A 12,649-nucleotide genomic window follows, 5' to 3' on the forward strand; every position below is an offset into this window, starting at 1 on the left:
CCGTAGTCCTTCTGACCGCCGCACTGCGCCGGACGACCAACTGCGGAGACCTGCCCTCGGGGCGGTGGAGGTGAGCCGGGCAGCAGGAGACACACCTCGCCGGTCCGCCTGCTCCTGTGGCCCGCGACGGGTGGCCGCAACTGCCTTGCCTTTGACGCGCACGTCAGGGGCTAGCGTCTGCGCACCGCAGCCGGACCGGTTCGGCTGCGGTGCCCGCGCTCACCCTCCGACCCGTCCAGGAGCCCCGACATGGCCGCTGTCCTGCCCTCCACGACCCGCGAGATTCTGCTGGCCGACATCCCCGACGGGCTGCCCGGGCCCGAGCACCTCACGGTCGCGCGGAAGCCGGTCCCGGTCCCCGGTCCGGGACAAGTCGTGGTCCGCAACCGGTACTTCCTTGTGTTCCCCGGGCTGCGAACTCTGATCGGCGGCCAGGCCGACGGCGTACCGCTGCCCCGCATCCACGCCGGTGACGCGCTGTTCGGTCCCGCTGTCGGTGAGGTCGTCGCGGCCGGGCCCGGCGGTCCGCTGCGCCTCGGGGACACCGTCATGCACATGCTCGGTTGGCGCGAGCATGCGCTGCTGCCGGCGGCCGACTGCACTCCACTGGCCGATGCCCTGCCCGACCCGGTGGCCCACCTGTCGTCCGGGTCGGCGGCTTACGGAGCACTGACCCGGCTCGCTGAAGTCCGCCCCGGCGACACCGTGTTCGTCACGGGCGCTGCGGGAGCCGTGGGAACGCTGGCGGGTCCCGTCGCGCGTCTGCTGGGGGCCACGAGGGTCATCGGGAGCACTCGTTCGCCGGGCAAGGCCGAGCGGCTGGGGGCCGAACTGGGCTACGACGCGGTCGTGGTGCCGGGATCCACGCCGATCGACCGGCAACTGGCCGCAGCGGCGCCGGACGGCATCGACGTACTGCTGGACACGGTCGGCGGTGAGCAGCTGGCGGCGGCGGTTCGCGCCGCGCGCCGGGGTGCCCGTTTCGCGCTGGTCGGCGCGCTGGCAGGACAGTTGTCGCCCCACCGGGACGGTGGCAGCGCACCCGCGGAGATCGACACCTTCCGGCTCGTCAACCAAAGCATCTCGCTGCACGGCTACAGCGGCGCGGACCATCCGGAGGTGACGGTGGAATGGACCAAGCGCTTCGGAGAATGGCTGCGGTCCGGCGAGATCACCTTCCCGCATGTACGGATCCCGGGCATGGATCGCGCGCCTCGGGCGTTGGAGGAACTGTTCGAGGGGCGGCACTTCGGGACCGTGGTCGTGGAGTTGCCGACAGGATGAAGCGTCGTCACGCTCGGCTCGCGGCGACGGAGGCTGCGGCTGAGGCGTGAGGTCGGACATGCGGATCGGAGATGCGGCGGCAGCGGCGGGGACCACCCCGCGGGCACTGCGGTTCTACGAGGAACGAGGCCTGCTGCCACCACCGCGGCGCACCGCCACCGGGCAGCGTGAGTACGGACCGGGCGAGGTGGCCAGAGTCCGCCTCATCCGTGAACTGCTGGCGCTCGGACTCACCGTCGAGGATCTCCGCGGCGTCGCCGACCGGATCGGCCTCCTGGTCGAGAATCCACAACAGCGGTGCGGACGCCCCGACTCCGACATCCCCGGCTCCGGGGTGGTCGACCGCAGACTCGCGGCCCTCGACGCCGAGATCGACCGCCTGACCCGGCTGCGCGCCCGTCTGGCACTGCGCACATACCGACAGAATCCCCGGTGTTGACGTCGCAAGCGAGGGTCTTGGACTGGAACGCGCACCCACCGGCGGCGAGCACGCCGGGCGAGCCGGTTGCCGTACTGCACGCACCGTGCATCCCGTCGTGCCGCCCCGCGTCGACTACGAACTCACCCCACTCGGCCGGACGCTCCTCGACCGGGCTCTGACCCACATCGACGACATCGACAAGGCCCGGGACGCGTACGACACCCGCACCTGAGACGCACCACCCCGTCCTCGTCACGTACGAACGGGGTGTTTCCGTTCTGCGAACAGGGCGCCGGGACAGGGGACGAGGGCCGGCCACCGGTGTGACCATGTCCGCATGCTCCCGGGAGAAGATCGCGCCGCCCTTAGGGTGCTGGTGGTGTGCATGGCGGCAGGGGGCACGACTCTGCTCGACCAGTCGGTCCTCAACCTCGCTGTGCCGACGCTGCGTCAGTCGCTGGACGCGGGTTCCACCGATGTGCAGTGGATCGTCGCCGGATACTCGCTGCCCTTCGGCCTGATGCTGGTGCCGGGCGGCATCCTCGGTGACGCGCGCGGGCACAATGGGCTGTTCCTCGTGTCGGCCCGGGTGATCGTCCTGGCCACCCTCGACTTCGGCACCTCCGTCCTCGGCGTGCCTTCAGGGTCGGCGACCGCGCCTCCCGGCTCGCCCGGGCCCGGGAACTGCTCGATCGGGTGGCGCTGCCGGTATCGACGCCGGAGCGCCGCCCGGCGGAGCTGTCCGGCGGCCGGCGACAGCGCGCCGCGATCGGCCGCGCCCTGGCGCTCTCCCCCCGACCTGGTGGTCTGCGGCGAGCCGGTGTCCGCACTCGACGTCTCCGTGCAGGCGAAGGTCCTCGACCTGCCCGCCGAACTGCAGGCCGACACCGGGGTGGCGTACCTGTTCATCTCGCACGACCTGGCCGTCGTGCGCCGGATCGCCCACCAGGTCGCCCTCATGGGGGCCGGCCGCATCGTCGAGACGGGCACCGCCGACGACCTGTTCACCCGCCCCCGCCACTCCCACATCCGCGAACCGCTCGCGGCGATCCCCGGCGACCGTTACCCCAGGACCGCCACCGAACCCCTGGAAACGAAGGAGCACGCATGACCGTTCAGGACACCACCGCAGACCTTTCCGCCTTCACCCGCGACTGGCAGGAGTGGCACACCAGGCAGGAGGCACGCCTCGCCGACCCGCACGGGTTCCTCGCGATCACCGGCCTGCACTGGCTCGTCGACGAACCGCAGCGTTTCCCCGACGCTCCGGGCGCCTGGTCGACCGGCGCCGGCGGGGTCGTCGTGGTCCTCGACGACAGCGAGGAACTGGTCGTCGACGGCACCCCCGTGCGCGGCGAGCACCGCTTCGGGGTGCTGCCGGAACGCGGCGGAGTCAACGCGGTCTGGGGCGACGCGGTGATCGAGGTGGCCAAGCGCGGCGGACACGACATCCTCCGTCCCCGGCACCCGGACGCGTCCCTGCGCACCGCCTTCACCGGCACGCCCGCCTACGCCCCGCACCCACGCTGGTCCGTGGCCGGCCGGTACACGGCCTTCGACGAGCCGCGGCCCACGACGGTGGGCGCCGCGGTCGAGGGCCTTGAGCACGTGTACGACGCGCCGGGCCGGATCGACTTCGAGCTGGACGGCCGGGAGTTGGCCCTGACCGCGTTCCCCGGACACGCTCCGGGCAGTCTGCTGGTGCTGTTCACCGACGCGACCTCCGGCGTCACCACCTACGCGGCCAACCGGGCCCTCGCCCTCGACCCGCCCGCCACCGACGGCACCGTCCTCCTGGACTTCAACCGGGCGGCGAACCTGCCGTGCGCCTACACCGATCTGGCCACCTGCCCGCTGCCGCCGGCCGAGAACAGGCTGCCCGTGGCGATCGAGGCCGGGGAGAAGATCCCCCGCGAGCGCGGCGGGTCCTGACCAGCCGGCGTCACCGGGACCATCACTACCAAGAGGGACGCACCCCGCATGAGTACCCCCACGATCAGCTCGCTGGCCTTTCTCACCCCGGGCAACTTCGCCGACGACGACCCGTACCCCGGTCTGGAGGAGACACTCCAGCTGTTCGAGTACGGCGAACGCCTGGGCTTCGACGGAGCCTGGATCCGGCAACGCCATCTTGAACACGGTGTCGGCTCGGCCGCGGTCTTCCTCGCCGCGGCCGGCCAGCGCACCGAGCGGATCGAGCTGGGGACCGCGGTCATCCCGATCGGGTACGAGAGCCCGTTCCGGCTCGCCGAGGACCTGGCGCTGGCCGACGTGCTGTCCCGTGGCCGGTTGCAGGTCGGATTCAGCACCGGAATGCCGCACGCCGAACTCCTCGGCGACCTGGTGTACGACGGGGACTGGCGCGGCTTCGACCTGTCCTACGGCAGGATCGCCCGGGTCGTCGAGAACCTGCGCGGCGGCTACCTCGGCGGCCCGGACACGGTGATCCAGTCACCGGGCAACACCCAGCGACCACGCCTGCAACCGCACAACCCCGGCCTGGTGGACCGGGTCTGGTACGGCGGCGGCAGCCGGCGCTCGATCCGGTGGGCAGCAGAGCACGGGCTGAACCTGCTCAGCGGCAACATCGTCACCGGTGAGAGCACCGACGACTTCACCACGGCCCAACTCACCCTGCTCTCCCAGTACCGACGCACTCTCGCCGAGGACCGCCCGACACGGGTGGCGCTCGGCCGGGTGATCGTGCCGTTCGACAGCGCGGACGCAACCACCCGCGCCCGCTACCGGGACTACGCGGCCAGTCGGCACGCGCGCACCCTGGCCCCACAGGGCCCGAGGCGGACCCTGTTCGCCCCGGACGTGGTCGGGACCGCGGAACAGATACTGGAGCAACTGGCCGCGGATCCCGTGGTCGCCGCCGTGTCGGAGCTGCGCCTTGAGCTGCCGTACGAGTTCCACCGGGGCGACTACGAGCAGATCCTTCACGACGTACGGCACCTGATCGCACCAGAGCTGGGCTGGCGGCCCGACACCGCGCTGAACCAGGCAGCGTCGATCAATGAACTCCGCCGCCTCGGGTCTCCCACCGTCTGACTCTTCCAGAAGCACCTATCCATCCGACCTCTACTTCAACTTTCTCCCTCGCACTCACCATTGACACTCCCCCATGCCTCCTCAATCATCAAGACATCCGATGACTGGGAGCCGCCATGAGTACGTATCCAAGACGTCATGTCCTCGGCGTCACGGCGGGTGTCGCTGCCTCAGCCGCTCTTTCCTTCGCCTCCACGACCGACGCCCAGGCTGCTCAGGCGGTCGCACAGCAGAGCCCGACATGGGCACCCGTGCCCGCGCCGGTTCCCGTCCCCCTCGACAGCCTCTACGACAACGACGCCATCGACACGGCCTCCGCGCGAGGCGGCGACTTCGACGGCTCCGGCTACACGTTCCCCGGCGAGGAACTCCCGGCCGGCCAGGTGGAGGTGGACGGCGTTCCGTTCGTCTTCCCGTCCTCGGCGCCAGGCGCCAAGAACAACGTCGTCGCGCTCGGTCAGCGCATCGACCTGCCCAAGGGCCGCTACATGGCGGCCTACTTCCTCACCTCGGGGAGTTACGGCAACGCCTCGGGCAAGGCGACGGTGCACTACGCGGACGGTTCGACCACGACGGCCGGTCTCACCGGAGCGGACTGGTACGCGGCGGGCGGTTCCCTGTCGGCGCCGTACCGCTACGGTCCGGACGGCGCGAAGGACGAACACAGCGTCGGCATCGGCACATCGGAGGTATGGGTCGATCCGCAGCGCGAGGCGATCGCCGTCACCTTGCCGACCACCCACGCACCCGAGGCCAACCAGACCTCGCTGCACGTGTTCGCGCTCTCCCTCCAGCCGGTAGCCCAGGGACGCGCACTGATCCTGCGCGACGCCCACTCCACGAACTCGCTCCTGACGTCCACCGGCGCCCAGAGCGTCGAGGCCACGGTCGTCAACGCGGGTACCGCCGCCGTCCTGGCCGGCGACGACGTGGCGGTGCAGGTCACGGTGCCGGGCGCCCGGACCGTGGAGCCCGCCGCCATCCGCCGCCTCGACCCCGGCGAGCAGGCTCGCGTCCGCATCGGCATCCGCAACCGCACGGGGACGGCACCCGGCACCTCCCAGGACGGCGTGGTGACGGTCACCGGCCGCGGCGCCACGGCCGCCACCCAGCGCAGCCGGCTGTCCCTCGGCGTCGCCGACTACCAGCCGACCGAGACCTCCCTCTCCGGTCACCAGGCGCCGTACTGGTTCCACCGCGCCAAGTTCGGCATCTTCATCCACTGGGGCGTCTACTCGGTGCCCGCCTGGGCGCCGGTCGGCACGCAGTACGCCGAGTGGTACTGGGACCAGATGCAGGACCCGAACAACCCCACGTACGCCCACCACCGGGACACCTACGGCGAGAACTTCGCCTACGACGACTTCATCCCGCGCTTCACGGCGGAGAAGTTCGACCCGCGGTCCTGGGTCGAGTTGTTCCGGGACGCCGGCGCCCAGTACCACGTGCTGACCTCCAAGCACCACGAGGGATTCGCCCTCTGGGACACCAAGGTCTCCGACCGCAACGCCGTGAAGATGGGCCCGAAGCGGGACCTGATCAAGGAGCTGTTCGAGGCGTCCCGGCGCTACACGCCCGAGCTCCACCGCGGCCTCTACTTCTCGATGCCCGAGTGGTTCAACCCGGACAACCCCTGGATGGGCCACGCCCCGCGCAACCCGTACACCCTCGACCCCGTGCCCTACACCGGGTACACCGCGGGCAAGGACTTCGTGAAGGACTACCAGGCTCCGCAGATGCTGGAGCTGATCCACGGTTACGACCCGGAGCTCATCTGGTGCGACATCGGCGGTGCCAACGACAGCGTGCACGTGCTCGCCGAGTACTTCAACCACGCCAAGAACCGGTCCCGTCCCATCGACGTCACCGTCAACAACCGTTCGGGCATCTCCTTCCACGACTTCACGACGCCCGAGTACACGACGTACGACAACACCGTGATCGCCAAATGGGAGTCCAGCCGCGGCCTGGACCCGTTCAGCTACGGCTACAACCAGGCCACCCCCGACGGCTCCTACATGACGACGGAACAGGTCGTGCACAGCCTGGTCGACATCGTCTCCAAGAACGGCAACTTCCTGCTCGACATCGGCCCACGCGCCGACGGCACCATCCCGGAGATCATGCAGACGCGACTGCGTGAGACGGGTCAGTGGCTGAAGACGAACGGCGAGGCCGTCTACGACACCACGTACTGGTCGAAGATGGCGGAACTCGGCGACGACATCCGCTTCACCGTCCGCCCGAACCGAGCCTTCTACATCCACTCCCTGGCCCAGCCCGGCTCACGCCTCACCGTCGAGGCACCGGTCCCGATCCGCAGCGGTGACACGGTGACGATGCTGGGCCACGACCGGCCACTGAAGTGGACCCTCAGCAAGGGGGCGCTGGTGATCGACGTCCCCGCGGCGGCCCGCAAGGCGGGACAGCATGTCTGGGTCTTCAAGGTGACGTGGAACGCCTGACCGACGACGCCGAAGCGGCAGCCCTCACTCAGGTCACGTGGTGTTCCACGCCGGTCTGGTGGGGGCTTGCCGCACTGCCACCAAGCCGTAGGAGGACGTGACCGCTCGCGGTCCGCTCAACGTCTTCCGGACGCCTCCGAAGCATTCTTTTGCGCCGCCGGCCGCAGGACTGAAGCAGGCCTGCACCGGCGTTCCGGGGCCGACCACGCTCATGAGGGTGTGGACGTAGGTGTCCGCCTCCTTGCGGGTGGTGACCTGGGCGCTGCGGAGGGAGCCGTGCCGGCCTCCCACCCGCATCTCGACGCGGTCCTTCACGACGGCGCCCCACATCCGGGCCCAACTCGTCCCGCATTCCTGGCTGTAGCGGATCTGGATGAAGGCACCGGTGGCGGTCTCGTGTTCGGCCAGGGTCAGCGGCTCGGCAGCGCAGCGCGTCGCGATCGGGTCCTTGTTCTGACAGGCCGTGTGCCGGCAGAGCGCCCCGGTGGCCGCGGAGGGCGTGGGGGACGCCGGCGCCTCCTCTTGGTGCGTGGGGGGAAGGTGGGTGAGTACGAGCGCCCCGAGGACGACGGCACAAGTCGACACGAGCGCGGTGACGATGTTCACGCGCCAGCGGCCGGTTGAGCTGGTGCGCGTGTCGTCGGCGCCGCTCGGAGCCGGCTCGCCGGTGTCGGTGGTGGTGTCGGCGGCGGTGTCGGGTGGGACAGTGGCGAAGCCCGGGGTCGGTGTGTCCATCTCGGTGGCGGCCGTGTTCTGTCGAACCGGTGTCCCCCGTCTCGTCCCGGTGTCCTCCGTCGTCCGATGCGTGCGGGCGATGTCCAGGAGCGCGAGCGAATGGTCGGCGGGTTCGTCGGCGAGACGGCACAGCTCCTTGACCGCGCTGCGCGGTGGCAGGCTCTTGCCGTTGAGGTAACGCTCCCAGGACGACTTGCTGTACGTGGTCTCGTTCGCGAGCTGCGCGAGGCTCAGTCCGGTGCGCTGCCGCAACTTCTGGAGTACGGCGGCCAGTCGCGCGCACGGCGGGGAGGGTGCGCCGGCTGTCATCCGCGCAACGCCTTCCACGAGCGCGGCCCCAGCATGCCGTCGACGGTGAGGCCCGCGCGGTCCTGGAACGCCTTGACCGCCCGCAGCGTCAGCGGGCCGAACATGCCGTCGATTCCTCCGGGTGAGATGCCTGCCCGGCGCAGCAGACACTGTGCCTCGGCGACGTCGGCACCGGTGGCGCCGTAGACGATCTCGGTGTTGCGGCCCTTGTTGATGCCCGCCGACCAGCGGCCGTCGACCCGTGTGATGCGGCAGGTGTAGGAGGGCGGCGGGGAGGCCGCGGTGGTGCGGGGCGAAGTGGTGACGGCTGCCCGACCGGCTTCGTCGTCGAGGCGGAGCATGAGCAGCAGCGCCGCCGTAAGGGCTACGGCGAGGGCGGCGATGCCCGCTGTGAGAGCGATGTGCGGGAAGCGACCGGGGGCCGGTCCGGTGGCACGGGGTGGCGTGTGTGCGGTCGCTGCGGCGGGTGGCCGGGGATGCGGGGTCGCCGGGTCGGCCGGTTGCTCCTGTTCCCGCTCGCGCTGCTCGCTCTGCTGCTGTGCGGCGGGCTTGGCGCGGCGGCTGTTCCGGGAGTCGGCGGCGATCTCGTGCAGCGCGAGCAGGGGGACGGGGTCGGTGCCGGTGATCCGGGCCAGTGCCTCCACGGCCTCGCGCGGTGGCAGCGACGTGCCGCCCAGGTAACGCTCCCACGACTTGGCGCTGTAGCCGGTCTTGACCGCGAGCTGTCGCATCGTCAGCTCGCTGTGGTCCTTCAGCCGACGTAAGCGGGTCACCAACTGCCGTGCGCTGGGGTCGAGTTCCCCGGGCAGCGTTCTGGAGCGCGGCATGTTTCCCCAAAGCGGTCGTCAGCGTGGTCGTGTGCGTGAGCAGCGGCCCCCTCCGCTTCTGCGCATTCTGCATGAGCACGCCACATCTGTCACAGGTGTCCCACATCGCCGTCCCAGCGGATGCCGTCGTCCCAGGTCAGCAAGGTGGTCGTCCCGTAAGACCGCCACCTGGGCCGCCGCCATGGCCGTCGCGCCCGGATGCCAGGCACCTTGGTCCCGCCACCTGGCCCGCTCGGCCTGATCGGCGTGACAGGTGCGAACCCCACAAACGAAAGAGGAACCCATGCGACCGAACGCTCTGGGCAGGACCATCGCAGGCGTCATCGCCGTTGTCGGCCTCGCCGCCGGCAGTGTGGCGACCGCGGGCACCAGCTTCGCGGCGACCACGAGCACCGCGCAGACGACGGCCGTCGCCCAGCCCGCCGCCGTGGCCGCGACGCAGAACTTCGGCCTGACCTCGGCCGAGGCCAAGAACGTCCAGAACTTCCTCGCGGCCAACTGGGGTTACACGGGCGGCATCGACGGTCAGCTGGGCACCAACAGCTGGAAGGCCTTCCAGCGCTGCCTGGCCACGTACTGGGGCTACACGGGCGACATCGACGGGGACCCGGGCCCCAACACCATCAAGGCGCTGCAGCGTCTACTGAAGGACTCCTACGGCTACACGGGCGCCATCGACGGCATCGCCGGTTCGGGCACTCGGGCGGCGTTCAAGCGATTCGCCGCCTGACCGGTACGACCCGCCCGACCGGGCCGACCGTCGAGTGACCGGCCGCGGCCCGTCCTTGCCCCGCAAGGACGGGCCGCGGATGTGTGTTCCCCGCTCCCCCGTCCCCACCCACGCTCGTCCAGAGAAGGAGAACCTCGCCGCCATGGGAAGACCCGCAGTCGTCGTTCGCGCAGAAGACAAAAACCCACCCCACCGGGTCGCGCACCGCACCCGGTCGGGCTGGCGGATCCGCGTCGGGACGTTCGCCGCCACCGCGGCGATGGTCTCGGCCGGCATCGTGCTCGGTGCCGGCCCGGCGTCGGCGGCGCCCGCCCCCATCAGGCTGACCTCCGCGTCCTGCCCCAACGAGATCGTGCAGGGCCAGGCCAGCGGCTGTGTCACCGAGTTGCAGACCCTGCTCAACGCGCACGGCGCCGGTCTGGTGGTGGACGGTCAGTTCGGGTCGGCCACGCTCTACGCGGTCCGTGAGTACCAGGCCGCCACCGCCATCGCCGTGGACGGCCGGGTGGGCCCCGCGACCAAGAGCAAGCTGTACGCGACCGGCGGCTCGGCGCCCGCCCCCGTCAACCTCAACTCCTCCTCGTGCCCCGCGAACATCGTGCAGGGCGCCAAGGGCGGATGCGTCACCGAACTCCAGCGGCTGCTCATCCACCACGGCTACACCGTCGACGTGGACGGCGACTTCGGCGCTGGGACCGCGAGTGCCGTCCGCAGCTTCCAGTCCGCCCACGGACTCACGGTCGACGGCCAGGTCGGCACGAACACCAAGCGAGAGCTGTACGACACCGACGAGTCACCCTCGACGGGCGTGGACCTGAGGTCGGCGTCCTGCCCGGCGAACATCGTGGAGGGACAGAGCGGCGGTTGCGTCGCCACGCTCCAGTCCCTGCTGAACGGCAAGGGGCAGAGCCTCGCCGTCGACGGCAGCTTCGGCCCGCAAACCCTGGCGGCCGTGAAGGCGTTCCAGTCCGCGAGCGGCCTCACCACGGACGGCCAGGTCGGCCCGAACACCAAGGCCGCCCTGTACTCGAACATCGGCGGTGGAGGCGGCAACGGCGCGCCCGCGCCGATCAACCTGAACTCCGCCTCCTGCCCGAACGAGGTTGTGCAGGGCCAACGCAGCGGCTGTGTCACCGAGTTGCAGAGCCTGCTCAACCACCACGGGGCCGATCTCGCCGTCGACGGCGACTTCGGTCCGCTCACCGACAGTGCCGTCAGGGACTTCCAGGCCGAGAAGGGCCTCTCGGTCGACGGCGATGTGGGCCCGAACACGAAGGCCGCCCTGTACGGTGCGGTCACCCCGCCGTCGTCGCCCCCGCCCGGCGGCGGGTACGCCAAGATCCTCGACGTGGCGGCGGCAGAGGTGGGCACGGTCGAGGGCAGCGCCCGCGCGAACAGCTACGGCTCGTCCGTGGGGCTTTCGCTGTCCACGAGCAACTACGCCTGGTGCGCGACCTTCGTGAGCTGGGTGGCCAAGCAGACCGGAGCCAGCTCCTACCGCAACACCTACGTCTCGGGCTGGGTCAAGCAGGCCCGGGCCGGCAACTACCACCTGTCGGTGACCACCAACCCGCAGCCGGGCGACATCGTGGCCTTCGACTGGGACGGCGGAAGCGACTTCACCGGTGGTCACGAGCACATAGGCATCGTGCGCACAGCGCTCTCAGGGTCGTCCTTCACCACCGTCGAGGGCAACACGAGCAATCCCAACGGCGGCAGCGACGGCGTCTACGTCAAGTCCCGTTCCACGAACAGCGGTTACGACGTGGTCTTCATCCGGGTCCGCTGAGCCGAACTGCCGGAGTCCTCGGTGGCCTTCCCAGGACTCCGGCACCGGCGACTGCTTCAGCGGGTGCGCAGAGAAGTCGTACGACAGTCTGCGGCCGGGATCGGCATACCTGGCAGCCCGCACAAGGGCCAGCCATCCCAAAACGATGGTCACCGGGCGGCGTTGCGGGGAAAATGGCCGGCATGACGTACGAAGGCTCCTCCATCGACCCGTCCAAGCCCAGCATCGCCCGCGTGTACGACTACCTGCTGGGCGGCAAGGACAACTACGCCGTGGACCGGGAGATCGGCGATGTGTTCAAACGCGACCTGCCCGGCTCGGTGGCCATTGCCTTCGCCAACCGCTCGGCCCTGACCCGCGCGGTCGGGGAGATCGTGAAAACCACCGGCATCCGGCAGTTCATCGATCTCGGCAGCGGCCTGCCGACCGCCGACAACGTCCATCAGGTCGCGCAGCGCCACGCACCCGACGCCCGCGTCGTCTACGTCGACATCGACCCCCAGGTCCTCGTCCACGGCCGGGCGCTGCTGGAGAAGGACGAGCGCACCCGGGTCGTCGCGGTCGACGTGCGCGACCCCGAAGGCATCCGCTCCCACCCCGACACCGTCGACATGATCGACTTCACTCGTCCCGTCGGCGTCATCTTCAGTGCGATCCTCCACCACGTGAACGACGACGAGGACCCGGCCGCCATCGTCCGCTACTGGCGCGACCAAGTGCCCTCCGGGAGCTACTTCTTCATCAGCCACTTCCGCTCCGGCAACAACCCGGAGACGCGGGAGGCCGAGAAGGTCCTCCAGCAGACGTTCGGTCGCGGCCGGTGGCGTACCGACGCGGAGATCGCCTCCCTCCTCGACGGCCTGGAGATCCTCGACCCCGGTATCGTCCCCGCACCCCTGTGGCGCCCCGACCAGACCGACACCCCCTGGAACAACAGCGGGGAACGGCAACTCACGGTCTGGGAACACCTCATCGCCGCCGCCCTGGCCCGCAAACCCTGAACGTCCCGGTCGACGTTGAGGTGCCGGCTCAGAA

11 protein-coding genes and 1 pseudogene are annotated in these 12,649 nt (G+C 70.3%); 10 read left to right on the forward strand and 2 right to left on the reverse strand.

Translation table 11 applies throughout. The annotated features are described in order from the left end of the window. Positions 1-249: 249 nt before the first annotated feature. The 7 genes and pseudogenes from BFN33_RS23835 (at position 250) to BFN33_RS23860 (ending at position 7,224) form a co-directional block, all read left to right on the forward strand. Positions 250-1,284, forward strand: coding sequence for an NADP-dependent oxidoreductase (locus BFN33_RS23835; protein ID WP_069762146.1), 1,035 nt, complete (start codon positions 250-252; stop codon positions 1,282-1,284). Positions 1,285-1,342: 58 nt separating this feature from the next. Then, on the forward strand, positions 1,343-1,723 hold the full coding sequence (locus tag BFN33_RS23840; protein ID WP_069762147.1) for a MerR family transcriptional regulator: 381 nt from the start codon (positions 1,343-1,345) through the stop codon (positions 1,721-1,723). 85 nt (positions 1,724-1,808) lie between these two features. Beyond that, positions 1,809-1,937 carry a hypothetical protein gene (locus BFN33_RS50130; RefSeq protein WP_370743311.1) on the forward strand — a complete coding sequence of 43 codons (129 nt, stop codon included), beginning with the start codon at positions 1,809-1,811 and terminating at the stop codon, positions 1,935-1,937. A gap of 395 nt (positions 1,938-2,332) precedes the next feature. After that, positions 2,333-2,816 (forward strand): annotated as a pseudogene (locus BFN33_RS23845) (ATP-binding cassette domain-containing protein); the annotation flags it as partial. Continuing rightward, the gene (locus BFN33_RS23850; protein ID WP_069762149.1) at positions 2,813-3,637 is read left to right on the forward strand and encodes a DUF1684 domain-containing protein; all 825 of its coding nucleotides are present in this window, start codon (positions 2,813-2,815) and stop codon (positions 3,635-3,637) included. The pseudogene BFN33_RS23845 and the gene BFN33_RS23850, both read left to right, overlap by 4 nt. A 48-nt stretch (positions 3,638-3,685) precedes the next feature. Continuing rightward, positions 3,686-4,759 (forward strand): LLM class flavin-dependent oxidoreductase, encoded by a 1,074-nt coding sequence (locus tag BFN33_RS23855; protein ID WP_069762150.1) that lies wholly within the window; start codon positions 3,686-3,688, stop codon positions 4,757-4,759. A gap of 116 nt (positions 4,760-4,875) precedes the next feature. Further along, entirely contained in the window at positions 4,876-7,224 is a 2,349-nt protein-coding gene (locus BFN33_RS23860) for an alpha-L-fucosidase (RefSeq protein WP_069762151.1), read from the forward strand. Positions 7,225-7,257: 33 nt separating this feature from the next. Here BFN33_RS23860 and BFN33_RS23865 read toward each other — a convergent pair whose 3' ends face one another. Both BFN33_RS23865 and BFN33_RS23870 read right to left on the reverse strand, forming a co-directional pair. Then, the gene (locus BFN33_RS23865) at positions 7,258-8,268 is read right to left on the reverse strand and encodes an XRE family transcriptional regulator (protein WP_079140983.1); all 1,011 of its coding nucleotides are present in this window, start codon (positions 8,266-8,268) and stop codon (positions 7,258-7,260) included. Then, on the reverse strand, positions 8,265-9,095 hold the full coding sequence (locus tag BFN33_RS23870) for a peptidoglycan-binding protein (protein WP_069762152.1): 831 nt from the start codon (positions 9,093-9,095) through the stop codon (positions 8,265-8,267). Before BFN33_RS23870 ends, BFN33_RS23865 begins: the two co-directional genes overlap by 4 nt. A 283-nt stretch (positions 9,096-9,378) precedes the next feature. On the opposite strand from BFN33_RS23870, the gene BFN33_RS23875 reads away from it, so the two are divergent. From BFN33_RS23875 to BFN33_RS23885, 3 genes are all read left to right on the forward strand, one after another. Then, the gene (locus BFN33_RS23875) at positions 9,379-9,825 is read left to right on the forward strand and encodes a peptidoglycan-binding protein (protein WP_069762153.1); all 447 of its coding nucleotides are present in this window, start codon (positions 9,379-9,381) and stop codon (positions 9,823-9,825) included. A 142-nt stretch (positions 9,826-9,967) separates the two neighbouring features. Then, positions 9,968-11,614, forward strand: coding sequence for a peptidoglycan-binding protein (locus tag BFN33_RS23880; RefSeq protein ID WP_069762154.1), 1,647 nt, complete (start codon positions 9,968-9,970; stop codon positions 11,612-11,614). 182 nt (positions 11,615-11,796) lie between these two features. Further along, positions 11,797-12,615, forward strand: a complete 819-nt coding sequence (locus tag BFN33_RS23885; RefSeq protein WP_069762279.1) for an SAM-dependent methyltransferase — start codon at positions 11,797-11,799, stop codon at positions 12,613-12,615. The last annotated feature ends 34 nt before the right edge of the window (positions 12,616-12,649 follow it).

It is taken from the genome of Streptomyces sp. LUP47B (genome assembly GCF_001746295.1).
GTDB lineage: Bacteria > Actinomycetota > Actinomycetes > Streptomycetales > Streptomycetaceae > Streptomyces.

Bases quoted from the DNA above. Each gene is read 5' to 3' on its own strand.
- BFN33_RS23870 (WP_069762152.1), bottom strand. From the start codon at position 9,095: ATGCCGCGCTCCAGAACGCTGCCCGGGGAACTCGACCCCAGCGCACGG.
- BFN33_RS23885 (WP_069762279.1), top strand. From the start codon at position 11,797: ATGACGTACGAAGGCTCCTCCATCGACCCGTCCAAGCCCAGCATCGCC.
- BFN33_RS23880 (WP_069762154.1), top strand. From the start codon at position 9,968: ATGGGAAGACCCGCAGTCGTCGTTCGCGCAGAAGACAAAAACCCACCC.
- BFN33_RS23860 (WP_069762151.1), top strand. From the start codon at position 4,876: ATGAGTACGTATCCAAGACGTCATGTCCTCGGCGTCACGGCGGGTGTC.
- BFN33_RS23835 (WP_069762146.1), top strand. From the start codon at position 250: ATGGCCGCTGTCCTGCCCTCCACGACCCGCGAGATTCTGCTGGCCGAC.
- BFN33_RS23840 (WP_069762147.1), top strand. From the start codon at position 1,343: ATGCGGATCGGAGATGCGGCGGCAGCGGCGGGGACCACCCCGCGGGCA.
- BFN33_RS23875 (WP_069762153.1), top strand. From the start codon at position 9,379: ATGCGACCGAACGCTCTGGGCAGGACCATCGCAGGCGTCATCGCCGTT.
- BFN33_RS23865 (WP_079140983.1), bottom strand. From the start codon at position 8,268: ATGACAGCCGGCGCACCCTCCCCGCCGTGCGCGCGACTGGCCGCCGTA.
- BFN33_RS23850 (WP_069762149.1), top strand. From the start codon at position 2,813: ATGACCGTTCAGGACACCACCGCAGACCTTTCCGCCTTCACCCGCGAC.
- BFN33_RS23855 (WP_069762150.1), top strand. From the start codon at position 3,686: ATGAGTACCCCCACGATCAGCTCGCTGGCCTTTCTCACCCCGGGCAAC.